Consider the following 24,148-nt stretch of genomic DNA (forward strand, 5'->3'; position numbering starts at 1 on the left):
GCCGCCGCTCCTGCTGACATCAACTAACCACGTGCTAGTGTGACTTGCGCACCCGCAGATACCACTCGGAGAGCAGGCGCACCTGCTTTTCGGTATAGCCGCGCTGCACCATGCGATCGACGAAATCCTCGTGCTTGCGCTGATCCGACGCCGACGCCTTGGCATTGAACGAGATGACCGGCAGCAACTCCTCGGTATTGGCGAACATCTTGTGCTCGATCACGCCGCGGAGCTTCTCGTAGGACTGCCAGCTCGGGTTCATACCGTTGTTGTGGGCGCGCGCGCGCAGCACGAAATTGACGACCTCGTGGCGGAAGTCCTTGGGATTGGAGATCCCGGCGGGCTTCTCGATCTTCTCGAGATCCTCGTTGAGCGACTGCCGGTCGAACAGCTCGCCCGTTTCCGGATCGCGATACTCCTGATCCTGAATCCAGAAGTCGGCGTAGGTCACGTAGCGGTCGAAGATGTTCTGGCCGTACTCGGTATAGGACTCGAGGTACGCGGTCTGGATCTCCTTGCCGATGAAGTCGACGTAACGCGGCGCCAGGTACTCCTTGATGAACCGCAGGTAGCGCTCGTGGACTTCCTTGGGCAACTGCTCGCGTTCCAGCGCCTGCTCCAGCACGTAAAGCAGGTGTACCGGATTGGCGGCGATCTCGTGGGCATCGAAGTTGAACACCTTAGAGAGGATCTTGAAGGCGAAACGGGTGGAGAGTCCGTTCATGCCTTCATCGACCCCGGCCGCGTCGCGATACTCCTGGATCGACTTGGCCTTGGGGTCGGTATCCTTCAGGTTCTCGCCATCGTAGACCCGCATCTTGGAGTAGATGCTCGAGTTTTCCGGCTCCTTGAGCCGCGACAGCACCGAAAACTGCGCCAGCATGCGCAGCGTATCCGGCGCGCAGGGGGCTTCGTTGAGCGACGAATGCTCCAGCAGCTTCTGATAGATCTTGATCTCTTCGGAAACGCGCAGGCAATAAGGCACCTTGACGATATAGACGCGGTCGAGAAATGCCTCGTTGTTGCGATTGTTGCGGAACTGCTGCCACTCGCTCTCGTTGGAGTGGGCCATGATGATGCCATCGAACGGAATCGCCCCCATGCCCTCGGTGGGGTTGTAGTTCCCCTCCTGCGTGGCCGTGAGCAGCGGATGCAGCACCTTGATCGGCGCCTTGAACATCTCGACGAACTCCATCAGCCCCTGGTTGGCCTTGCACAGGCCGCCGGAGAAGCTGTAGGCATCCGGGTCGTCCTGGGAATAGAGCTCCAACTGACGGATATCGACCTTGCCCACCAATGACGAGATATCCTGGTTGTTCTCGTCGCCAGGCTCGGTCTTGGACACCGCAATCTGATTGAGTCGCGACGGATGCAGACGCACCACGCGGAACTGCGACAGATCCCCACCGAACTCCTTGAGGCGCTTGGCCGCCCAGGGCGACATCGGCCCCCGCAGGTGGCGCTGGGGAATGTTGTATTCCTTCTCGAGCAGCTCGCCATCTTCCTCAGGCGAGAACAGCCCGAGCGGCGATTCGTAGACCGGCGAATCCTTGATCGCATAGAACGGTACGCGCTCCATGAGCAGCTTCAGGCGTTCGGCCAGCGACGACTTGCCGCCACCGACCGGGCCCAGCAGGTAGAGAATCTGCTTGCGCTCCTCCAACCCCTGAGCGGCATGACGGAAATAGGAGACGATCTGCTCGATCGCCTCTTCCATGCCGTAGAACTCGGCAAAGGCGGGATAGCGGCGAATGACCTTGTTGGAGAAAATACGGGAAAGGCGAGGATCCTTGGCCGTGTCGATCGCTTCCGGTTCCCCGATGGCACTCAGCATCCGCTCGGCGGCGTTGGCGTAGACACGGGGATCTTTCCGGCACAGCTCTAGATATTCCTGCAGGCTCATTTCTTCCTGTTGAACCTGTTCGTAACGGCTCTGCACGTGATCGAAGATGCTCATGGAAGCCTCCTGGTCATGACCCCCAACCGCACAGGACGGATGCCCTGCCAGCCGGGCTAGCTGACTAACAGCATAGACAGACATAGACAGATGCACGAAGCGTCGGACAGACCCGTTTCGCGAGCCTTTTCAACGCAGCGTCGGAACACACGCTTTAGAACACGCTACCACGATCCGGTTTCGATGCACGGGGAATTTTGCGCCGACAAAACGCACTGCGTCGCGCGATTTCCGGTAACTCATAGAAAAATCACGACAAAATTCGTTCGCGAATCGAGCAAGGAGAAAAAGGCGAGAAAACCGGCGCCCGAGACCTCAGGGCGCCGGATGCATCAGGGCGCGTCGAAAGCGGCCCGGGCGTCGGCCAGCAATTGATCGAGCAGCTCGGAAGTGGTGTTCCAGGAGCAGACGAACCGCGCACCGCCAGCGCCGATGAAGGTATAAAAGGTCCAGCCCTTGGCGCGCAATTGCGAAATGACCGGCTCGGGCAAACTGACGAAGACGCTGTTGGCCTGCGTTGGAAACATCAGCGAAGCACCGGGTAGCGCGGCCAACCCCTCGGCGAGATAACGCGCCATGGCATTGGCATGGTCGGCATTGCTTCTCCAGGCGCCGGATTCCAGCAGCCCCAGCCAGGGTGCGGCGATGAAGCGCATCTTGGAAGCCAGTTGACCCGCCTGCTTGCAGCGGTAGGGAAAATCCTCGGCCAGCTCCTTGTTGAAGAACAGAATCGCCTCGCCCATCGGCAAGCCGTTCTTGGTGCCGGAGAAACAGAGCACGTCGACCCCGGCCTGCCAGGTCAGCTCGGCCGGAGACGCCCCCAAGGCACTACAGGCGTTGGCAAAACGGGCGCCATCCATGTGAACACGCAGATCATACTTGTCCGCGACGGTGCGGATCGCCAACAGCTCCTCGCGAGAATAGACCGTGCCCACCTCGGTGGCCTGGGTGATCGAGACGACCCGCGGCTTGGGGTAGTGAATGTCGTTACGCTTCACCACCAGCCGCTCGATCCCTTCCGGCGTCAGCTTGCCATCTTCACCCGAGCTGGTCAGCAGCTTGGAGCCGTTGGAAAAGAACTCCGGCCCGCCGCACTCGTCGGTCTCGATGTGGGCCAGTTCGTGACAGATCACGCTGTGATAGCTCTGCCCCAGCGCCGCTAGCGACAGCGAGTTGGCGGCTGTGCCATTGAAGACGAAGAAGACGTCACAGTCGTAATCGAAAAGCTCGCGGAAACGATCCGCAGCGCGATGGGTCCAGGCATCATTGCCATAAGCGAGATCATCGCTGGCATTGGCCCGAATCAGGTAATCGAGGGCTTCCGGGCAAATGCCGGAGGTGTTATCGCTCGCCAGATAGCGAGGGCTACAATCGGATGTCATCTGGGGGTCCTTGTACGATCCCTCCATCGAGAAAAAGCGACCAAGGCCGGTCACGGCACGAGAGTCTGCGTTTTCTGAGGGTCAGGCATGGCGGTCGCGAGACACGGCAGCCTGAATAACAAGAAGCGCGACCCGGGGAGCGACGGGGTCGCCGTCGCACGGCTCGCGCTCACTGGTGAAATTCCAGTCTAACACCTGTCTTCGACGCCCGGCAGCGCACGAGCACTCGCCACTCACGCTGACTCAACGCAACCGGTCGCAGCTCATAGACTCGCCGCCAGCCGCACGCCCTGATCGATGGCACGCTTGGCATCGAGCTCAGCAGCCAGATCGGCACCGCCGATTCGATGAGCCCTCACGCCGCTTGCGACCAGCGCCTCATGAAGTGCCTGCTGCGACTCCTGACCGGCACAGATCACGATATTGTCGACTGCCAGCAGCCGGGGCTCCCCGTTGACGCTGACATGCAGACCATCATTATCGATACGCCGATAGACGCAGCCCGACAACGTCTCGACCCGACGCGCCCGGAGCACCGCCCGGTGGACCCAGCCGGTGGTCACGCCAAGCCCCTCGCCCGGTTTGCCGGTCTTGCGCTGCAGCAGCGTGATCTGGCGCGGCACCGCCGGCGACATCCGCGGCTTCAGCCCGCCAGCGGTAGCCACCGACAGATCAACGCCCCACTCGTCGCACCAGCGTTCGACATCCTGCGCAGGCAACGTTGCGTGGGCCAGCAGTTCCGCGACATCGAAACCGATTCCGCCGGCACCGATGATCGCCACTCGCCGCCCTACTCGCTCGGGGTATTGGATCGCCACGGGATAGGGAAGCACGCTGGGGTGATCGATGCCTTCGAGCTCGAGCTCGCGAGGCTTGACGCCGGTGGCGACGACAACCTCGTCGAAGCCCCGCAACTGCTCGACATCGGCCTGGGTATCGAGGCGCAGTTCCACACCGCGCAGCATCAGTTGGGTGGTGAAGTAGCGTAACGTCTCGGCGAACTCCTCCTTTCCCGGGATGCGCTGCGCCAGCCGGAACTGGCCGCCAACCTTTGAATCACGCTCGAACAGCGTCACCCGATGCCCGCGCTCGGCGCAGGCAACGGCGGCAGCCAGTCCGGCCGGGCCGGCCCCCACCACGGCGATCCGTTTGGGCGTATCGGTCGGCGTCAGCGTCAGTTCCGTTTCGTGGCAGGCGCGCGGATTGACCAGACAGGAGGTCAGCTTGCCCTTGAAGGTGTGATCGAGACAGGCCTGATTGCAGGCGATGCAGGTGTTGATCTCGTCGACCCGGCCTTGCTCGGCCTTGCTCACCCATGCCGGATCGGCCAGGAAGGGACGCGCCATCGACACCAGATCGGCATGCCCCTCGGCCAGCACCGCCTCCGCCACCGCCGGCATGTTGATACGATTGGTCGCGATCAGCGGTATCGAAATCGCCTCGCGCACCGCCCGGCTGACAGGAACGAACGCCGCACGCGGCACGCTGGTGACAATGGTCGGCACTCGTGCCTCGTGCCAGCCGATGCCGCTGTTGATCATGTCCGCCCCGGCGCCTTCTATCGCCTGCGCCAGCGCCACGATCTCCTCGCGGGTGCTGCCCTCCTCGACCAGATCGATCATCGACAGTCGAAAGATCAGCAGGAAATCCGTGCCGCAGGCTTCGCGAACCCGACGCACGATCTCGATCGCGAAACGCTGGCGTCCCGCGCTATCGCCACCCCAGGCGTCATCGCGATGGTTGGTACGGCGACAAAGGAACTGATTGATCAGGTAACCTTCCGAACCCATGATCTCGACGCCGTCGTACCCGGCGGCCTGGGCCAGCCTGGCGCAGCGGACGAAGTCGTCGATCTGCCGCTCGACCTCGTCGCCATTCAGCGCGCGTGGCGTGAAGCGATTGATCGGCGCGGCGATCGCCGAGGGCGCGACCAGATCCGGCGAATAGGCATAGCGGCCCGCATGCAGTATCTGCAGGCAGATATGAGCGCCGTGGGCGTGCACTGCTTCCACGACAGGGCGATGCCGCTCGGCCTCGGCGCCATCGGTGAGCCTGGCGGCCCCCTGGAAGACCGCTCCTTCCGCATTGGGCGCGATGCCGCCGGTGACGATCAAGCCGACGCCATGACGCGCCCGTTCCGCATAGAACGCCGCCAGACGCTCGAAGCCGTTCGACGCTTCTTCCAGGTTGGTATGCATCGACCCCATCACCACGCGATTGCGCAGTGTCAACGAGCCGACTTGCAGAGGGCGAAATAGATGGGAGAAACGCGTCACGGTCGGATCCACTCATGTCGGGGCGCTTACCGCCGATAGCGGCTTTCAAACGCACGTATGAACATCAGTGTAACGAAAACACCGACGGGAACCATTCCACCAAAGCGGTATCAGGGTGCGGCCGAGGATGAGCAGCGCAGGGACGAACGGAACAAGACAGATCGATAAAATGCCAGCGAGGCTGGGGCGCGAAGACTATCGAATGGCGTGAAAACCATCGAATGGCGAGCGTGTCGGCCTGAAGGTATCGCGACAGCAGAGAATAACAGCGAGGAGATAATCGGAGCATAAGACGTCGATGGCGGACCGGACGGGACTCGAACCCGCGACCTCCGGCGTGACAGGCCGGCATTCTAACCAGCTGAACTACCGGTCCGCTGTGGTGGGTGGTACAGGACTCGAACCTGTGACCCCCAGCATGTGAGGCTGGTGCTCTAACCAGCTGAGCTAACCACCCAGACGTCAAACAATTCGATACAACAAACACTAGCAGTGCGAAGTATGGCGGACCGGACGGGACTCGAACCCGCGACCTCCGGCGTGACAGGCCGGCATTCTAACCAGCTGAACTACCGGTCCACTCGATGCATCGGGGGTATGAGTCGAAACGCAGACCAACGATACCAACTACGCGACTAGCAGGTGACATTGCATGCCTTGGGGCTTGTCAATGTCGATGGAAATGGCGGACCGGACGGGACTCGAACCCGCGACCTCCGGCGTGACAGGCCGGCATTCTAACCAACTGAACTACCGGTCCGCATTTTCCAACTGCTTCTTGCCACTCTTTCTTGCAACTACGACTTGCAACACGTGAACCCGAGCACTACGAAAACGTAATGGTGGGTGGTACAGGGTTCGAACCTGTGACCCCCAGCTTGTAAGGCTGGTGCTCTCCCAGCTGAGCTAACCACCCGTGGTCACGTGGCGCTGCATTCTACCTGTGACCGGTCGAAAGTCAACAGCTTTTCACACCACTATTTTCCATCCGGATCATTCACTTGCGCCCAGCCGGCGTGATACGTGGCCGACAGCCTCATCGATCAATGTCGACTGCGTCCGCGCGTGGCGTTTGGGCGGCTTCCAATCGTGGTCTCCGCCATCCAGGAAGTGGCACTCCGTCTGTGCCGGTAAATCGTATCCTTCGACCTCGTCGCGTCGCCCGAACGGGTCGCGCGTCCCCTGAAGCAACAGCAGCGGACACCGAATCTCCGGCCAGTGATCGAGTCGCAAACGCGCAGGCTTGCCGGGGGGATGAAACGGGTAGCCACACAGGACCAGCCCCGCCACGTCGACTTGCGTGGCCAGCAGGCTCGCGACCCTGCCTCCCATGGACTTGCCGCCAAGCCACAGCGGCGTCTCGCCATCCAGCGCCTGCAACGCCCGGTGCCATTCGGCCAGCTCCGTCACCAGCCTCTCGATCCTGGGCGGTGGCCGTCGTTTGCCCTCCTTGCGCATGGTCGCCATGTAGCCGAACTCCAGCGCCACGACCTGAATGCCGCACGCGGCCAACTGCTGGCGCAATCGGGTCAGAAACGGGGAATCGTGCCCGACCCCTGCCCCGTGACAGAGAATCAGGCGCGCATGCTTCGCCTCCCCTTCGACGACGAATCCGCCCAGGACGGCCTCATGGCTCGCGCCGTCGCCCGCTGCCAGCGCTGCACGTAACGTTTCGCTATCCTGCGTCTCGAGTGGTGGAACTGCGGCCGTTCCGGTCATCGTGCCCCCTTGTCGATCGGTTCCGGCAGATCATGCCGCTTCGGCCGGTGCCAACGAGGAATCGATAAGGCCTCGCGTCAGGCCCGGCGATGACTCCGGCATTCCCATGCGGCATCTTTTTTGCGTAGGATGACAAAACTTGATCGATCGGTCAGGTTTTCTGGTCGTGCTCATCTCGCATGACAGGTTTCTCAAGATACGTCGTTCAACGACGAATTTTTAATGACAACAAGTTAACGACAACAACCAGGACATTCCCATGACGCTGAACGTTCTCGTCATCGGCGCCGGCATGGGCGGGCTCACCGCTGCCCTGGCGCTCCAGAAGGCAGGTCACCAGGTCGAGGTCATCGACCGCGTCGCCGAGCTTCGCCCGGTGGGCGCAGCCATCTCGGTCTGGTCCAACGGCGTCAAGGTGCTCAAGGCTCTGGGAGTGGGCGATGCCGTCGAACAGGCCAGCGGGCGCATGAACGACATGGCCTATCTCACCAAGGACGGCCAGCCCCTGACCCATTTCAGCCTGCAGCCGCTCTACGACCAGGTGGGACAGCGGGCCTGCCCCATTGCGCGGGCGGCGCTCCAGCAGTTGCTGCTGGATGCCGTGGGGCCGGACAACGTCACGCTCGGTCTGGCCTGTACCGATTACCGCTGCGACGACAGCGGCGTGGAAGCCACCTTTGACGACGGTTCGACGCGCCGGGCCGACCTGATCGTGATCGCCGACGGCACGCACTCCCGATTGCGCGAACGGGCGCTTGACCATGCCGTGGAGCGTCGCTACTGCGGCTACGTCAACTGGAACGTGCGGGTCGCCGCCACGCCCGATCTCGCCCCGCTCGATCGGTGGGTGCAGTACGTCGGCGACCATCAGCGCGTCTCGATGATGCCGATGAGCGGCGAAGGCGCCTCGCCCGAGTTCTACTGTTTCTTCGACGTCCCGCTGCCCGCCGGCACGCCCAACGATCCCGCCAGTTATCGTGACGAGCTCGCACGGCATTTCGCCGGCTGGGCACCGCCGGTTCAGCGGCTGATCGAACGCATCGACCCTGCCGCGATGGCTCGCGTGGAGATTCACGACATCGAACCGCTGGAGACGTTGATCGGCGAACGTGCCGCCATTCTCGGCGACGCGGCGCACGGCATGGCACCGGATCTGGGCCAGGGGGGCTGTCAGGCGATGGAAGACGCGTGGGTGCTGGCTCGCGCACTCGATGATGCCGGTGGCGACATTCCCGCCGCCCTGCAAGCCTACGACCGTGCCCGCGTCCAGCGGGTCGGCAGTATCGTCACGCGCGCACGCCAGCGTGCCGACACGACTCATGGCGCCGATCCCGACAAGACACGCGCCTGGTACGCCGAACTGGCCGAAGAGGACGGCACCCGCATCATGGGCGGGATGAGCAAGACGATACTTGGTGGCCCGCTGGCATGAATGCAAAAGGCCCGCCGGAGATCACCTCCGGCGGGCCTTGTGGGCGCCATGTTCGCTCAGGCTTCGCGGGCGAGCAGATCGAAGGCATCGATCCGCGTTTCCTGCATCTGACGCTGCTTCGCCTCCAGCCCCGCGAAATCGAACAGGTCGCGATCCGCAAGCTGCGAGGGCGCGACGTTGGTCACCGCCTTGAACATGGTCTCGAGCCGCCCGGGATGCTTGACCTCCCACTCCGCCAGCATCTCCTTGACCACCTGGCGCTGCAGGTTGGGCTGCGAGCCGCACAGGTTGCAGGGAATGATCGGGAACGCCATCTGGCGCGCGAACTCGGCGATATCGGCCTCGCGGCAGTAGGCCAGCGGGCGGATGACGATGTTCTTGCCATCGTCCGACAGCAGCTTGGGCGGCATCGCCTTGAGCGAACCGCCGAAGAACATGTTGAGGAACAGCGTCTCCAGGATGTCCTCGCGATGGTGCCCAAGAGCCACCTTGGTCGCCCCGATCTCCTCGGCGAAGCCGTAGAGCGAGCCGCGACGCAGACGCGAGCAGAGCGCGCAGGTGGTCTTGCCCTCCGGCGTCTTCTCCTTGACCACCGAATAGGTGTCGCGCTCGAGGATGTGATAGTTCACCCCCTTGGCGTCCAGATACTCGGGCAGCACGTGTTCGGGGAAGCCCGGCTGCTTCTGATCGAGATTGACCGCGGCCAGTTCGAAATTGACCGGCGCGTTACGCTGCAGATTCATCAGAATCTCCAGCATGGTGTAGGAGTCCTTGCCGCCGGACAGGCAGACCATCACCTTGTCGCCCTCGTGGATCATCCCGTAATCAATGATCGCATTGCCGACCTGACGGCGCAGGCGCTTCTGCAGCTTGTTGAACTCGTACTTCTGGGTAACGGTAGATGCTTGCATGGGTCGAACGACACATATGGGTATGAAGGCGCGCTCATGCTATCACTGCGCCCGGCGACTTGCGATGCGCCTCGCTAACTTGTCGTCAGGGCGCCCTTCTTCAGGCGTATGTACATCAAGGCCGTGGTTGTCGCATCACCGAGGGCGGTGTGGCGGCCCATCACCGGCACATTGAGCGCCTCGGCGACCGACTCGAAATTTACCGTCGGCTCCAGCTGCGGGCGCGTCCGATGCATCTCGCGCAGATAGAGCTGTGCCACGTCAAGGCATGCATTGGGTAGGCTGAAGCCGAACAGCGGCCGAAGCTGACGGTCGATCACCGCCCGGTCGTAATCGATGCACCAACCCAACAGCGGGCGGTTGCCGATGAAATCGAGAAACTTTTCCAGCGCCTCCCCCAGCTCGTCGCCATCATTCAAGTCGATCCCGCGCATACGATGGATCTTGATGGAATCACCGCGCAGGCTGGCCGGCGGCTGGAGGCGCAGATCCAGCGAGCCGCTGGTCAGCACGCGCTCGCCCTGGATGCGTACCGCAGCGATCGAGACCAGTTCGGCGGTCCTGGTATCGAGGCCGGTGGTCTCGCAGTCGATGGCCACCATCTCGTCACCGGTGTAGGGACTGAACAGCCAGCCATAGCGGCCATCCGCCTGGCGGCGGCGATCGGCCACACGGCGTAGCGAACGTATCATCGCAGTCCTCGTCAGTATTCGAGATGAAAACGGTGCGTCAGACGTTGCTGGAAATCCTTGACGATATGCAGCGCCTGGCGCAACAGGTCGCGCTCCAGCGACGACAGGGACTGAACCACGACCAGGTTGGGTTCGTCGCTGTTCTGCCGTCCGTCGAGTTGGGCCAGCTGTTGCTTGAGGCGCAGTTCGATGAACAGCGCCAGCGCCTCGCCGAGATCCGCGGCAAAGTCCGCTTCCAGCCGCCCCTGTTCGGCAAGCGCCGCCAGCCGAGCCAGGGTCGATGTCTCGTTGATGCGACATTCCAGCGCCAGGGTGCGCACCCCGTGCACGATCGGGAAGATACCGCCTTTCTTGATGTCGATACCGTGTCTGGGTGTCTTGAGCGTGCCGAACAGGGTCAACGGCGCGGCGAAATGCAGCGCGGCCCGAGCAAAGTAGGAAAGCAGCAATTCATCGCGGGAGCAGCTGGCGAAGAGATGTTCGCGCATGCGATCCAGCAAACGAGTATCGCCGGCGACGCCACGGGCATCGAGCATGATGGCAAGGTTCATCAGCGATGCGCCGTCACGGCGCTCGACCCAGCGCGTGACCGTCCTTCGCCAGCCGCTCTCGCTATCTACCCAGGCAGGATTCGAAACCATGATATTGCCCGGACAGGGCGGGTAGCCCAGCGTATAGAGTGTTTCGGTGAAACGCTGCATGGCGATCTCGCGATCGGGCCAATCGCTGTCGTCGGCGACGATCAGCGCATTGTCCTGATCGGTCTTGAGGATCTGCTCACCGCGTCCTTCACTGCCCATTACCAATAGACAGCTCTGAGCGCGGTAGCGGGGGGCGACGAGAAACTGATAGGCCTTGTCGACGATACGCCCGTTGAGCGCCGCCAGCAGATCCATGACGAAACGGAGCTTGATCCCCTGGGCCATCAGCGCCTGGACCAGCTCCGGCAGCCGTGCGCTGGCGCGAGCCAGGGCCTCGAGATCATCGGCCTGCTCTAGCTCGAGACTGACCATGTAGGAGCGGCTCGAGAAATGGCTGAGCACATCGGTCAACTCCACTACGCCGACCGGTAGATCACGCTCGACCACCACCACCCGGGCCACCTGATGCCGGGTCATCTGCACCAGCGCTTCGAACAGATACTGATCGGGGGCGGCGGATACCAGCTCGAAGTGAGCGATGGTGACCACCGGACGCGCCTGCGTCGCGCCTTCCATCACCAACGCATTGAGCAGATCGGTCTTGGTCACCACCCCGAAGCGACCGTCCTTGCCGACCAGCAAGCTGTCGGCATGGCTCTCGTTGAGCCGGTTGACCGCCGCGGCAATACTGGTGGTCGCCTCGACGATCAATGGCGCTCGCATGCAGGCGCTGACCCGAGCCAGCATGAAACCCGCCATGTTCACGCCGCTTTCGGCGCGACGCTCGGCTAGCAGGCGGGTCTTCTGCGCCAGCCCGCGCTGGAAGAAGTCGGCGAAAGCCGGGTAATCGTCGCAAAGGTGCTCGAAGAGTGTCTTGGGCATCGCATAGCAGAGGCTTTCCTGCTCCACCTTGAAGCGATATCGGCTGGATCCTTTGAGAATGCTGATAGCACCGAACAGGTCGCCAGCCGTGTAATGGGCAATGCGCGCCTGATCGCTCGGCGCGTGGGGGTCGAGCTCCGCGACCTCGCCCTTGTGGATGATGTACACGAACTCGCCGGGCTGGCCGGCGTCGAGGATGATCTCGCCGCGATTGAAGTAGAGCAGATCGACACCACGAATGACACGCTCACGGCCGCTACCGTCGAGTAGCGTAAAGGGTGGTTGGGAAAGATCCATGTCGACCATCAGCCGGCTCCCGTCATTGCAACGGCATACCTATGCCGAGCACCCTGCCGCGAGCGGGCTCGACGAAGGCATGCTCGAACTGTCGTATCGTTTCAGCCACGAGAATTCACCCTTCAAAAAAGCGCCATTGCGGCGATGCTCAGGCAAAAACGCAATCTACGGCGCTCTGTATACTCTCCCGATATCCTTCCGGCACTCTACACTTAACGATTTGTTTGCCAACTCATCATAACTTAACGAACCTCCCCTTCCCTTATTAAGTCATGACTTATCACTTTTATAGCAAAGCAGAATATCTACACCCAGCTGGACTCAACGCCCCGCACTTTTGGCTAGACCATGGTCTTATAGATCTCAATCAAAATCATTAAAAAGCGATTTCATATCCAATCAACTACATATAAAACATTAGCCAAACGTTTCCACGATACTAAGGTAGAAGATTTAACATCTTGTTTTCGCTACTCAATATTGCTATTGAGCACTATAGGGAGATCGCAAGTCGATAACGTACCCTGTCGACGAGCCAAGGCGCGAATAAAGGAGACTTTAGTCTTCATAAATGAGTGATCGAAAAGCGGCTGTCGACCGAACCTTCCCGCGTAAAATTCGTACGCATGTGAATCACTCATGATAAATGTAGTTTGTAGTCGAGCGGTTTCCCGCCGGGCGGGCATAAACTCGGAACACTTCCCAGCTTCAATGACGCGGAGAACGATAATATGGCAGATGACAAATCCAACGCTGCTGCCTATTGGAAGGCGAATCTTCGCCTGATAACCGGCTGCCTGATCGTCTGGGCGCTGGCGTCCTATGGCTGCGCTATCCTGTTACGACCCTTGCTGGCTGGCATATCCATCGGTGGCACTGACCTGGGTTTCTGGTTCGCGCAACAGGGGTCCATTCTGATCTTCATCGGCTTGATCTTCTTCTATGCCTGGAAGATGAACCGGCTGGACAAACAATTCGGTCTCGGGGAGTAAGCCTGCATGAGTCAATTTGCCATCAACGTTCTCTTCGTCGGCGGCTCCTTTGCCATCTACATCGGCATTGCGATCTGGGCCAAGGCCGGTTCGACCAAGGACTTCTACGTCGCAGGCGGCGGGGTACACCCCATCACCAACGGCATGGCGATCGGCGCCGACTGGATGTCCGCCGCCTCGTTCATTTCCATGGCGGGCATCATCGCCTCGGCAGGCTATGGCGCCTCCACCTTCCTGATGGGCTGGACCGGAGGCTATGTCCTGTTGGCTCTGCTGCTGGCCCCTTACTTGCGCAAGTTCGGCAAGTTCACCGTCCCCGAGTTTATCGGCGACCGTTTCTACAGCAAATCGGCGCGCATGGTAGCGGTGGTCTGCCTGATCATCGCCTCGCTCACCTACGTCATCGGTCAGATGGCCGGTGCCGGCGTGGCCTTCTCGCGCTTTCTGGAAGTCGATGCGACCACCGGCCTCATCATCGCCGCCATTGTCGTGTTCTTCTATTCGGTCCTGGGGGGCATGAAGGGCATCACCTATACCCAGGTGGCTCAGTACATCGTACTGATCATCGCCTACACCATCCCGGCGGTATTCATTTCGCTGCAACTGACCGACAACCCGATACCGCCGCTCGGCCTGTTCTCCGATCACAGCGCCTCCGGCGAGCCGCTATTGGCCAAGCTCAACGAAGTCGTCACCGCACTGGGCTTCAATGAGTACACGGCGATGGTCGACAACAAGCTGAACATGGTGCTGTTCACGCTATCGCTGATGATCGGTACCGCGGGGCTGCCGCACGTCATCATGCGCTTTTTCACCGTTCCCAAGGTCGCCGACGCACGCTGGTCCGCCGGCTGGGCGCTGGTGTTCATCGGCGTGCTCTATTTGACGGCTCCAGCCGTGGCCTCGATGGCCCGCCTCAACCTGGTGACCACCATCTACCCGGACATGGCCGCCCAGGTCGAGAACTACGAGGATGCCGCCGCCAACCCCATCGCGTACGCGGACCGTCCCGACTGGATTCGCACCTGGGAAGAGACAGGACTGATAACCTTCGACGACAAGAACAACGACGGCAACATTCAACTCTACAACGGCGCCGCCGATTTCTCCGACCGCGGGTGGCAAGGTAACGAACTGGAGGTCAGCAACGACATTCTGGTGCTGGCCAACCCCGAAATCGCCAATCTGCCCGGCTGGGTGGTCGGTCTGATCGCCGCGGGGGGCCTGGCGGCAGCGCTGTCCACGGCGGCAGGTCTGTTGCTGGCGATTTCCTCGGCGATCAGTCATGACCTGATCAAGGGGGCGATCAACCCGAGGATCACCGAAAGGGGCGAACTGCGGGCAGCCCGCATTTCGATGTCCGTGGCGATCGTGGTCGCGACGTACCTCGGCGTCAATCCTCCCGGATTCGCCGCCCAGGTCGTGGCGCTGGCCTTCGGTATCGCCGCCGCCTCGCTGTTCCCCGCGCTGATGATGGGAATCTTCTCCAAGCGGATCAACAACAAGGGGGCGATCGCTGGCATGCTCTCGGGCCTGATCTTCACCCTGGTATACATCTTCGTCTACAAGGGCTGGTTCTTCATTCCCGATACCAACAACCTGCCGGACACTGAGGCCAACTGGGTAATGGGCATCTCGCCGCTGTCCATCGGCTCCGTGGGCGCCATCCTCAACTTCGCCGTGGCATACATGGTTTCCAGCGTCACTGAGGAGCCGCCGCAGGAGATTCAGGATCTGGTGGAAAGCGTGCGCTATCCCAAGGGGGCTGGTGTCGCGATCGATCACTAAGCGACAATGCTTTCTGAAGAGTCAGGCTAACTGGCACCACTCGAATCGGGCTTCCCAGCGGGAAGCCCGATTCTTTGAGCAAGGAATCACCATGATATGGCATTTGGTCGCGGCAGCCTCCGCCGGCCTGGGCGCCGCCGGCGTGGCGCTACTGTTACGTTCTCTCAGCGGTAAACGTCTACCGCGCTGGATCATCCCAGCCTGCGCGGGGCTGGGCCTACTGGCCTACCAGATCAACTACGAGTACGACTGGTATGAATACAAGCGCCAGCAGTTGCCCGAATCGGCGACAGTGGTGTCGACCGAGAAGAGCCGGATGTTATGGCGCCCATGGACCTATCTCCATCCGCTGACCACGGCGTTCAGCGTCGTCGACCGGGACAAACTGGTGCAATCGCGAGCCAACGGCGAGCGCCTCGTCGAGTTCGTTCTCTATCGTTTCGAAATGCAGTATCGCGACGTGCTGACCCACCAGGCGTATCTGGTCAATTGCAGCGCTCGCGAGAGCGTCCCGCTCGTGGGCGATAGCCGCCAGCCCGACATCGGCCGTTTGCGTCATCTCGCGGGCGACGACCCGCAACTCGAGACGGTCTGTTCCGAAAGCTGATCCGGCACGCGGCACCATCGATATCAAGCCCCGGATCGCGGCTGCCCTCGAGGTTGGCGTTGCCCTAGAATGGCCGCATATCAAGGGAGAGAGTTCATGTTCGAAGGCGGTTTATTGATCGTGGTGGCACTGCTCTATGTCGCCACGTTGTTCGCCATTGCCTGGCGCGGGGATCGGCACGCCAGACGCCACGGCGCCGCAAGCCGCCGGCCAATCGTCTACAGTCTGGCGCTGGCGGTCTACTGCACGTCCTGGACCTTCTACGGCAGCGTCGGCCAGGCCGCGACGTCGGGCTGGTCGTTTGCCAGCATCTTCGTAGGCCCGGTGCTCGCGTTCCTGCTGTTCTGGCCGGTAATCACCAAGATGATCCGGGTCGCCAAGCGCCAGAACGTGACCTCGATCGCCGACTTCATCGCCTCGCGTTACGGCAAGTCCCAGTCGCTGGCCGCTTTTGCCAGCATGATCGCCCTGATCGGGACGCTGCCCTACATCGCCCTCCAGCTGAAAGCCGTCTCCAGCGCCTTTCGAGTGATGACCAGCGACGGCCATGCAGTGAAGGCGCCGATCGTCGACGACACGGCGTTCTATATCACCATTTTCATGGCGGTCTTCGCGATCCTCTTCGGTACCCGCGATACCAACGCCACCGAGCATCACGAAGGGCTGATCCAGGCCATTGCCTTCGAGTCGGTGGTCAAGCTACTGGTCTTTCTGGTGCTGGGCGCCTACGTCACCTGGGGCATGTTCGATGGCCTGGGCGAACTGCTGACGCGCGCGGATACCTATCTGAAGCTGCAGCAGCAGCTGACCGAGCAGAACTTCGATACCAGTTTCTGGACCCAGACGCTGCTGGCGATGCTGGCGGTGTTCTGTCTACCTCGGCAATTTCATATTACGGTAGTCGAGAATACCCATACCGATGATGCCAAGCGGGCACGCTGGCTATTTCCGGTCTATCTGGTGGCCATCGGCTTCTTCGTCCTGCCCCTGGCGGCTGCGGGGCTATCGCTGTTTCCCGGTGAGGGCATTTCGCCGGACAGCTATGTCCTCGCCCTGCCGATCGTCGCCGACCAGCCGTGGCTGGCGATGATGACCTTCGTCGGCGGACTCTCGGCGGCCACCGGCATGGTGATCATGGCCGTCGTCTCCAACGCGATCATGATCTCCAACGAAATCGTGCTGCCGGCGCTGTTCCGACTGCGCTGGTTCGAGGAGCAGCCCCGGGACTACGGCCGGCTGGTGCTGCGCGCCCGTCGACTCACCATCGTCGTCATCCTGGCCCTGGCCTACCTGTTCTACCAGCTGGTCGCCGAGTACAGCTCGCTCGCCGCCACCGGCCTGCTATCGCTCTCGGCCGCCGCCCAGTTCGCCCCGGCGCTGCTCGGCGGGCTCTACTGGAAGCGCGGCAATCGTCTCGGCGTGGTGACCGGGCTCAACGTCGGCTTCGCGATCTGGGCCTACACCCTGCTGATGCCGGCGCTGATCCAGGCTAACCTGCTGCCGGAAGCGTGGCTGATCGGCGGCCCGCTGGGGCTGGAGTGGCTCTCGCCCCTGCAACTGTTCGGTCTCAACGTCACCGACAGCTTCGCCCACGGCGTGATGCTGTCGCTGGGCTTCAACCTGTTCTTCTACATTTTCATCTCGCAGTTGACGCCGCAGCGGGTCGTCGAGCGTATCCAGGCCTCGCTGTTCGTCGACAGCATCGAAACCCGCCAGACCACGGTCAACCGTCCCTGGACAGGGGCCACGACCATGGGCGACCTCAAGGTGCTGTGCGAACGCTTCCTGGGCAAATCGCAGGTCGAACGCGCCTTCGACGACTACGCCCGACGCAACGCCAAGCCGGTGGACAACAATATCCGGGCGTCGATCGACGTCATCCAGTTCACCGAGCGTCTGCTGGCCTCGGTGCTTGGCGCCTCGTCGTCCCGCATCGTGGTCAACTCCGCGCTTCAGGGCCGCGGTATCGGCATCTCGGACGTCATCTCGATCGTCGACGAAGCGTCACAGGTGCTGGAGTTCAACCGGGCGCTGCTGCAGGCGACCATCGAGAACATCAACCAGGGCATCGGCGTGGTCGACCAGAACCTCAACCTGGTGGTCTGGAACCAGCGCTATCTGGAGATCTTCCGTTTCCCCGACAATCTGATCCGCGTCGGCACGCCGATGGAGAAGGTGTTCCGCTACAACGCCCACAACGGCGAATACGGCCCCGGCGATCCCGAGGAACACGTCGAGCAGCTGATCGAGAACATCCGCAGCGGCCAGCCCCACCGCTACGAGCGCTACCGCCCGGATGGCTCGGTGCTCGAGGTGCTGGGCAACCCGATGCCGGGGGGCGGCTTCGTCTACACCTATCAGGACATCACGCAGCAGAAGCGCACCGAGGAAGCGCTGATCCGCTCCGAAAGCAACATCCGCATCTACACCGACAACGTGCCGGCACTGATCGCCTACTTCGACAAGGAGTGTCGCTATCTCTTCACCAACCGCGCCTATGAAGCGGCGATGGGGATCGACCGCAACGCGGTGATCGGGGAGCGGGCGGATAACGTGCTGCCGCCGCAGACGGCGCGTCAACGCACACCCTGGATGCAGCGAGCCCTGAGCGGCGAGCGGGTCACCTTCGAGATCTCGCTCGACGACGGCGACGGCGGCATTCGCTACATGCTGGTGACCTACACGCCGCACTTCGGCGAAGGCGGGCGAATCCTCGGCTTCTTCGCGCTCTACCAGGACATCACCGAGCGCCGGCTGGCAGAAATCGCCCTGCGCGAGACCAACGAGAATCTCGAGGAGCGAGTCCGCGAGCGTACCCAGGCGCTATCGGAGGCCAACGCAGCCCTGCGTCAGGAAAACCGCGTTCGCGCCGAGGCCGAACAGGCGCTGCGCCAGGCCAAGCAGACCGCCGAGGACGCCAACGCCTCGAAGACGCGCTTCCTCGCCGCCGCCAGCCACGACCTGCTGCAACCCCTCAACGCCGCCAGGCTGTTCACCTCGGCGCTGGGCCAGCAGATCGAGGATCCCGATCACGGTCGCACCATCGGCCATATCGACAACTCACTCCAGGCCGCCGAGGAGCTGCTGGGCACGCTGCTGGATATCTCCAAGCTCGACGCCGGCGCGCTCACGCCGCGTCGCAGCCAGTTCCCCCTGGCCGACATCCTGCGTCCGCTGCGCGCCGAATTCGAAGTCATGGCTGACGATCGCGGCCTCGATCTGGACATGGTCTCCACCAGTCTGTGGGTGGAGAGCGATGCCCAGATGCTGCGACGCATCATTCAGAACTTCCTGTCCAATGCCCTGCGCTACACCCAGCAGGGACGCGTCCTGCTGGGCTGCCGTCGCGCCGGCGGGCGCGTGACGATCGAGGTCTGGGATACCGGTCCGGGGATACCGGAATCCAAGCTGAGCGAGATATTCCAGGAGTTCCGGCGTCTCGATCAGGCCTCCCGGCACAAGGAGAGCGAGCGCGGTCTGGGCCTGGGCCTGTCGATTTCCGAGCGCATGAGCCGCGTACTGGATCACCCGATTCTCGTTCGCTCCCGAGTCGGCTTGGGAACCGTGTTCTCGGTCTCCGTGCCGATGATCGCCGATCGCCGCGGCGCCGCCACGCCGGAAGAGACGGCGCCCAACAAGCGGGCCAGCAACAAGCTGGCGGGCACGCGCATTCTCTGCATCGACAACGAGCGCCTCATCCTCGAAGGCATGAAAGCGATGCTGGAAGGCTGGGAGTGCGAAGTCTATACGGCCACCTCGATCGGTGGCGCCAAGTCGGCGCTTCGCAACATGGGGGGCGATCCGGATGCGATTCTCGCGGACTACCATCTCGACAACGAAGTCACCGGCATGATGGCCCTGGAAGCGCTGGAAGAGCTCTGCGAGCAGGCCGTACCGGGCATCGTGATCACCGCCGACCGCACCGAAGAAGTCGCCGAGGAGATCAAGCGCGGCGGCTATCAGATCCTGCTCAAGCCGGTACGCCCGGCCGCTCTGCGCGCGCTGATGACCCGGACACTGCAGGCCAGTCGCGCAGCGAGGCTGTCGGGCGACTGAGCTTCGGGCTTCGGGCTTCGGGCTTCGGGCTTCGGGCTTCGGGCTTCGGGCTTCGGGCTTCGGGCTTCGGGCTTCGGGCTTCGGGCTTCGGGCTTCGGGCTTCGGGCTTCGGGCTTCGGGCTTCGGGCTTCGGGCTTCGGGCTTCGAGCTTCGAGCTTCGAGCTTCGAGCTTCGAGCTTCGAGCTTCGAGCTTCGAGCTTCGAGCTTCGAGCTTCGAGCTTCGAGCTTCGAGCTTCGAAAATCAGGATGCTGTCCTTGAACAAAAAAATATCAGCGACGCTAGCGTCGCTGACATTTTTTATTCAAAGCCAAAATCAAACCACTCCGCATAGCAAGGCAACTAGCTTTTGCTCGAAGCCCGTGGCTCGCGGCTATGTTCTATTCGTCGAGAAACGAGCGCAGCGGTTCGGAGCGCGACGGATGACGCAGCTTGCGTAACGCCTTGGCTTCGATCTGACGGATACGCTCGCGGGTGACGTCGAACTGCTTGCCAACCTCTTCCAGCGTGTGGTCGGTGTTCATGTCGATGCCGAAGCGCATGCGCAGCACCTTGGCTTCGCGCGCGGTCAGGCCGCCGAGGACGTTACGAGTCGCCTCGATCAGACCCTCGCCGGTAGCGGAGTCGATCGGCAGCACCATGGTGCTGTCTTCGATGAAGTCGCCCAGGTGCGAGTCTTCGTCATCACCGATGGGCGTCTCCATGGAGATCGGCTCCTTGGCGATCTTGAGCACCTTGCGCACCTTGTCTTCCGGCATCTCGAGACGCTCGCCCAGCTCTTCCGGAGTGGGCTCGCGGCCCATCTCCTGCAGCATCTGACGCGATACGCGGTTGAGCTTGTTGATCGTCTCGATCATGTGCACCGGAATACGGATGGTGCGGGCCTGGTCGGCGATGGAGCGCGTGATCGCCTGGCGAATCCACCAGGTGGCATACGTGGAGAACTTGTAGCCACGGCGGTACTCGAACTTGTCCACCGCCTTCATCAGGCCGATGTTGCCCTCCTGGATCAGATCCAGGAACTGCAGGCCGCGGTTGGTGTACTTCTTGGCGATCGAGATGACCAGACGCAGGTTGGCTTCGACCATCTCTTTCTTGGCACGACGCGCCTTGGCTTCGCCGATGGAGAGACGGCGGTTGACTTCCTTCAACTGGCCGACATTGAGCAACACCATTTCCTGCTCGAAACCGATCTTGCGCTGGGCGCGCTGAACGTCACCGCGGAACGGTTCGAGACGATCGGCATACTTGCCGTTCTTGGCGATGAATTCGTCGAACCAGCCTTCGGCGGTTTCGTTGCCCAGAAACGAGCTGATGAACGTCTTGCGCGGCACTTTGCCCTGCTTGACGAACACCTGCATGATCGCCTTTTCCTGACTCCGTACCTGATCGACACTGATCCGTACCTGGCCGACCAGGCGCTCGAAATGCTTGGGCGACAGCTTGATCGGCGAGAACAGCTCGGCCAGACGCGCCTGCTCGACATTGGCTTCTTCGGAGCCGCGCCCGTGCTTCTCGATAGCCGCCTTGGCCGCTTCGTTCTGATCGCGAATCTGCTCGAAGCGCACCCGTGCCTCTTCGGGGTCGGGGCCGCCTTCGCTCGCGCTGTCGTCGTCTTCGCTGTCCTCGTCGTCTTCATCGCCGCTGATGTCGGCTTCGACTTCTTCCGGCATCTCGACTTCGGCAACCCCCGGGATCCCTTCGTCAGGATCGATGAAACCGGAGAACAGATCCGAGAGGCGCCCGGGGGCTTCCTCGTCCTGGGTCTGATCGTAGACGTCGAGAATGGAATCCACCGCGCCGGGCAGATAGGCCAGGGAAGACATGACTTCCCGCAGGCCTTCCTCGATGCGCTTGGCAATCAGGATTTCGCCTTCGCGGGTCAGCAGCTCCACCGTGCCCATCTCGCGCATGTACATGCGCACCGGGTCGGTCGTACGTCCGACATCGCTCTCCACTGCCGCCAACGCCGCCACGGCCTCTTCCGCCGCGGATTCGTCGGTGGAATCGTCGGACATCATCAGCGTGTCTTCATCAGGTGCCTCCTCGACGACATTGATCCCCATGTCGTTGATCATGGAGATAATGTCTTCCACCTGATCCGGATCAGCGATATCTTCGGGGAGATGATCGTTCACTTCGGCATAAGTCAGGAAACCCTGCTCTTTGCCGCGTGCGATCAGCTCCTTCAAACGTGACTGCTGCGCATTTCCAGCCATAGAAACCCTACTCGACGAAGAAGAATGAAGCACCTGGGGGTGACGACGCGACGACCCAAAAGCCGGCTAGTATAGCGCGCCCCCGCTTTTTGCTGCCAGCTTCTATTACCTTGCCTGCCAGGTGTGCTAGTGTGTTTGGTTAACCTATTTGGTGGCGATCACCGCCATTTCAACCTTTCGACCGCGCTCTCGGTTGATAACCTTACCGATTGACCACTTCACGCTTCCTTGCCTAGTAGTCCTGACCTTATTCGCGACGTTTCGTGCCCTACGAACTTCATGATTCACGGCCCTTCGGCCAACTTTCCGATCAGCTCTCTCAGGCGCTGCTTGTCCGCGCTGCTGAGTGCTCCCGGTTGACGGCTCTTTTCCAGTAACTGGCGGTACTCCTCCACCGGCGTCAAACGAGCGCTCTCGCGCTCGAGATAACGTACCCAGCTTTCCAGCTCACTGGCCCGAACGTCGCGCGGAATTTCCAGTTCACGACGCGCCAGCTGATCGAGGCGCTCACCGTCCGCGCTGCCGTGGAAGTGAGCCAGTAGTACCTGGGGGCTGCGATAGCGTCCGGCGCGCAACAACTGCACCACTTCGCGGCACAAGCGCCCATCGGATGCTTCGATCGGACACCACTCGACCGTCTCCGGCAGCCCCTCGACCAATCCCGGTTCGTGCAACAACAGATGCAATATCCGAGCCGGAATGCTCAGAGAAAGCGTAGCAGTTCCTGGGCGAGATGCCGGGAGTCCGCGCCGCCTTGCACGATTATTGCTATTATCGACCGTCACGCCCGGGTCTGAAGTGGCGTCGATATCGCCATCCGAGGTCATCATCAGCGCTTCGTAGCCAGCGTCCGGCGTCATCGCCTGGCGCGGCTCAGGCATCGCGTGCTTCTCCAGCCAGCCGGCGAAGTGCGACTGGTCTATCCCGCTTCTGACCGACAGCTCCTTGACCAGCAGCGATTTGAGCACGCCTTCCGGTAAAAGTTTCAGGGCGTCCAGCACCGCCGTCACGAAGCGCTCGCGCCCTTCCACCTGCTTGAGATCACGCCCTTCCGCCGCCTGCTCGAACAGAAACTCCGACAGGGGGCTGGCGCAGGTGATGCGCTTCTCGAACGCCTCCTGACCTTCCTGGCGAACCACCGTATCGGGGTCTTCGCCCTCGGGCAGGAACAGGAATCGCACCTGCCGCCCATCGATCATCGACGGCAGCGCCGTCTGCAACGAGCGACGCGCAGCCTGACGGCCGGCGTTGTCGCCATCGAAGCAGAACACCACCTCGTCGACCAGCCGGAACAGCCGCTGCAGATGGTCCGTCGTCAGCGCCGTACCCAGGGTGGCGCAGGCGTTGCGAATGCCGAACTGCGCCAGCGCGACCACATCCATGTAGCCTTCGACCACCAGAACCCGGGAGAGCTGCCGATTGGCCTGACGCGCCTCGAACAGTCCGTAGAGTTCGCGTCCCTTGTGAAAGACCGGCGTCTCCGGCGAATTGAGATACTTGGGCTTGGCATCGCCCAGCACCCTGCCACCGAAGGCGATGGTGCGGCCTTTCCAGTCGCGAATCGGAAACATCACCCGGTCACGAAACCGATCGTAGGTGCGTCCGGTCTCTTCGCGGTGCACCAGCAGCCCGTACTCGACCTGGACCGCTTCGCTGATGCCCTGTTGCAGCAGATAGCGCTTGAGCGACTCCCACTCGTCCTCGGCGTAACCGATGCCGAAATCCCGGATGATCTCCTGGCTCAGGCCGCGACGATCGAGATACTCCCGGGCCTGGCGTCCGCCGCCGAGCGCCAGGCGCTCGCGAAAGAAGCGCGAAGCCAGCTCCAGCAGATTGACGCCCTCTTCACGCTTCTGCTGACGCTGACGCGCTCCCGGATCCTCGCCGCCTTCCCGCTCGACCTGCATACCTGCCCGGGATGCCAACTGCTCGACCGCTTCGGGAAAGCGCAGATTGTCGAACTCCATCAGAAACCGCAGCGCATTGCCGTGCGCGCTGCAGCCGAAGCAGTGATAGAACTGCTTGTCGTGGCTTACCGTGAACGACGGGGAGTTTTCCTGATGGAACGGGCAGAGGCCGCTGTGGTTGCGCCCGCTTTTCTTGAGCTGCACCCGCTCGGAAATCACATCGACGATGTCGGTACGGGCCAACAGGTCATCGATGAAACGTTGGGAAATCTGTCCGGCCATATCATCAGACGCTCTCGGGGGATCCGCTCGCAGGCCAGGCTGCGAACTGCCATGCCTGTCATGGAGAGATATCCAGCTGAAGATAGGACAGGCAAGAAAACACTGCATCC

14 protein-coding genes and 5 tRNA genes are annotated in these 24,148 nt (G+C 61.8%); 5 read left to right on the forward strand and 14 right to left on the reverse strand.

Translation table 11 applies throughout. From position 1 onward, the window contains the following. Window positions 1-34: 34 nt before the first annotated feature. From ACWHY3_RS15325 to ACWHY3_RS15365, 9 genes are all read right to left on the reverse strand, one after another. Complete coding sequence (locus ACWHY3_RS15325; protein ID WP_332778956.1) at window positions 35-1,957, reverse strand: PrkA family serine protein kinase; 1,923 nt, start codon at window positions 1,955-1,957, stop codon at window positions 35-37. A gap of 332 nt (window positions 1,958-2,289) precedes the next feature. Next, window positions 2,290-3,339, reverse strand: a complete 1,050-nt coding sequence (locus tag ACWHY3_RS15330; RefSeq protein WP_087718265.1) for a threonine aldolase family protein — start codon at window positions 3,337-3,339, stop codon at window positions 2,290-2,292. Window positions 3,340-3,602: 263 nt separating this feature from the next. Further along, entirely contained in the window at window positions 3,603-5,615 is a 2,013-nt protein-coding gene (locus ACWHY3_RS15335) for an FAD-dependent oxidoreductase (protein WP_448126911.1), read from the reverse strand. Window positions 5,616-5,914: 299 nt separating this feature from the next. Next, window positions 5,915-5,991: transfer RNA gene (locus ACWHY3_RS15340), tRNA-Asp, on the reverse strand. Between the two features lie 4 nt (window positions 5,992-5,995). Further along, window positions 5,996-6,072 (reverse strand) — tRNA-Val (locus ACWHY3_RS15345). Window positions 6,073-6,117: 45 nt separating this feature from the next. Then, a tRNA-Asp gene (locus ACWHY3_RS15350) sits at window positions 6,118-6,194 on the reverse strand. A gap of 104 nt (window positions 6,195-6,298) precedes the next feature. Then, window positions 6,299-6,375: transfer RNA gene (locus tag ACWHY3_RS15355), tRNA-Asp, on the reverse strand. An 80-nt stretch (window positions 6,376-6,455) separates the two neighbouring features. Then, a tRNA-Val gene (locus tag ACWHY3_RS15360) sits at window positions 6,456-6,531 on the reverse strand. A gap of 77 nt (window positions 6,532-6,608) precedes the next feature. Further along, window positions 6,609-7,334 carry an alpha/beta family hydrolase gene (locus ACWHY3_RS15365; protein ID WP_303853476.1) on the reverse strand — a complete coding sequence of 242 codons (726 nt, stop codon included), beginning with the start codon at window positions 7,332-7,334 and terminating at the stop codon, window positions 6,609-6,611. Window positions 7,335-7,593: 259 nt separating this feature from the next. On the opposite strand from ACWHY3_RS15365, the gene hpxO reads away from it, so the two are divergent. After that, the gene (hpxO, locus tag ACWHY3_RS15370) at window positions 7,594-8,766 is read left to right on the forward strand and encodes an FAD-dependent urate hydroxylase HpxO (RefSeq protein ID WP_448126912.1); all 1,173 of its coding nucleotides are present in this window, start codon (window positions 7,594-7,596) and stop codon (window positions 8,764-8,766) included. Between the two features lie 56 nt (window positions 8,767-8,822). On the opposite strand, the gene ttcA is transcribed toward hpxO, so the two are convergent. The 3 genes from ttcA to ACWHY3_RS15385 all read right to left on the reverse strand — a co-directional run bounded on the left by ttcA (window position 8,823) and on the right by ACWHY3_RS15385 (window position 12,198). Further along, the gene (ttcA, locus tag ACWHY3_RS15375) at window positions 8,823-9,677 is read right to left on the reverse strand and encodes a tRNA 2-thiocytidine(32) synthetase TtcA (protein ID WP_448126913.1); all 855 of its coding nucleotides are present in this window, start codon (window positions 9,675-9,677) and stop codon (window positions 8,823-8,825) included. Window positions 9,678-9,751: 74 nt separating this feature from the next. Further along, window positions 9,752-10,369 carry a 3'-5' exonuclease gene (locus ACWHY3_RS15380; protein ID WP_087718270.1) on the reverse strand — a complete coding sequence of 206 codons (618 nt, stop codon included), beginning with the start codon at window positions 10,367-10,369 and terminating at the stop codon, window positions 9,752-9,754. 11 nt (window positions 10,370-10,380) lie between these two features. Further along, complete coding sequence (locus ACWHY3_RS15385; protein WP_448126914.1) at window positions 10,381-12,198, reverse strand: putative nucleotidyltransferase substrate binding domain-containing protein; 1,818 nt, start codon at window positions 12,196-12,198, stop codon at window positions 10,381-10,383. Between the two features lie 722 nt (window positions 12,199-12,920). On the opposite strand from ACWHY3_RS15385, the gene ACWHY3_RS15390 reads away from it, so the two are divergent. The 4 genes from ACWHY3_RS15390 (at window position 12,921) to ACWHY3_RS15405 (ending at window position 19,632) form a co-directional block, all read left to right on the forward strand. Then, complete coding sequence (locus tag ACWHY3_RS15390) at window positions 12,921-13,181, forward strand: DUF4212 domain-containing protein (protein ID WP_071231497.1); 261 nt, start codon at window positions 12,921-12,923, stop codon at window positions 13,179-13,181. Between the two features lie 6 nt (window positions 13,182-13,187). Further along, the gene (locus ACWHY3_RS15395; RefSeq protein ID WP_448126915.1) at window positions 13,188-14,969 is read left to right on the forward strand and encodes a sodium:solute symporter family protein; all 1,782 of its coding nucleotides are present in this window, start codon (window positions 13,188-13,190) and stop codon (window positions 14,967-14,969) included. 91 nt (window positions 14,970-15,060) lie between these two features. Continuing rightward, window positions 15,061-15,576: a hypothetical protein gene (locus ACWHY3_RS15400; protein WP_087718273.1), complete on the forward strand. Its 516-nt coding sequence runs from the start codon at window positions 15,061-15,063 to the stop codon at window positions 15,574-15,576. A gap of 96 nt (window positions 15,577-15,672) precedes the next feature. Further along, window positions 15,673-19,632, forward strand: a complete 3,960-nt coding sequence (locus ACWHY3_RS15405) for a hybrid sensor histidine kinase/response regulator (protein ID WP_448126916.1) — start codon at window positions 15,673-15,675, stop codon at window positions 19,630-19,632. Between the two features lie 378 nt (window positions 19,633-20,010). Here the strand turns inward: ACWHY3_RS15405 and rpoD are convergent, their stop codons facing one another. Then, a complete protein-coding gene (gene rpoD, locus ACWHY3_RS15410) occupies window positions 20,011-21,849 on the reverse strand; it encodes an RNA polymerase sigma factor RpoD (protein WP_087718275.1) in 1,839 nt (612 codons plus the stop codon). A gap of 284 nt (window positions 21,850-22,133) precedes the next feature. Continuing rightward, window positions 22,134-24,038 carry a DNA primase gene (dnaG, locus tag ACWHY3_RS15415; RefSeq protein ID WP_087718276.1) on the reverse strand — a complete coding sequence of 635 codons (1,905 nt, stop codon included), beginning with the start codon at window positions 24,036-24,038 and terminating at the stop codon, window positions 22,134-22,136. Window positions 24,039-24,148 lie beyond the last annotated feature (110 nt).

This window comes from Salinicola sp. NYA28a (assembly GCF_976982775.1).

Coding starts and splice junctions, on each gene's coding strand:
- ACWHY3_RS15325 (WP_332778956.1), bottom strand. CDS start 1,957: ATGAGCATCTTCGATCACGTGCAGAGCCGTTACGAACAGGTTCAACAG.
- ACWHY3_RS15330 (WP_087718265.1), bottom strand. CDS start 3,339: ATGACATCCGATTGTAGCCCTCGCTATCTGGCGAGCGATAACACCTCC.
- ACWHY3_RS15365 (WP_303853476.1), bottom strand. CDS start 7,334: ATGACCGGAACGGCCGCAGTTCCACCACTCGAGACGCAGGATAGCGAA.
- hpxO (WP_448126912.1), top strand. CDS start 7,594: ATGACGCTGAACGTTCTCGTCATCGGCGCCGGCATGGGCGGGCTCACC.
- ttcA (WP_448126913.1), bottom strand. CDS start 9,677: ATGCAAGCATCTACCGTTACCCAGAAGTACGAGTTCAACAAGCTGCAG.
- ACWHY3_RS15380 (WP_087718270.1), bottom strand. CDS start 10,369: ATGATACGTTCGCTACGCCGTGTGGCCGATCGCCGCCGCCAGGCGGAT.
- ACWHY3_RS15385 (WP_448126914.1), bottom strand. CDS start 12,198: ATGGTCGACATGGATCTTTCCCAACCACCCTTTACGCTACTCGACGGT.
- ACWHY3_RS15390 (WP_071231497.1), top strand. CDS start 12,921: ATGGCAGATGACAAATCCAACGCTGCTGCCTATTGGAAGGCGAATCTT.
- ACWHY3_RS15395 (WP_448126915.1), top strand. CDS start 13,188: ATGAGTCAATTTGCCATCAACGTTCTCTTCGTCGGCGGCTCCTTTGCC.
- ACWHY3_RS15400 (WP_087718273.1), top strand. CDS start 15,061: ATGATATGGCATTTGGTCGCGGCAGCCTCCGCCGGCCTGGGCGCCGCC.
- ACWHY3_RS15405 (WP_448126916.1), top strand. CDS start 15,673: ATGTTCGAAGGCGGTTTATTGATCGTGGTGGCACTGCTCTATGTCGCC.
- rpoD (WP_087718275.1), bottom strand. CDS start 21,849: ATGGCTGGAAATGCGCAGCAGTCACGTTTGAAGGAGCTGATCGCACGC.
- dnaG (WP_087718276.1), bottom strand. CDS start 24,038: ATGGCCGGACAGATTTCCCAACGTTTCATCGATGACCTGTTGGCCCGT.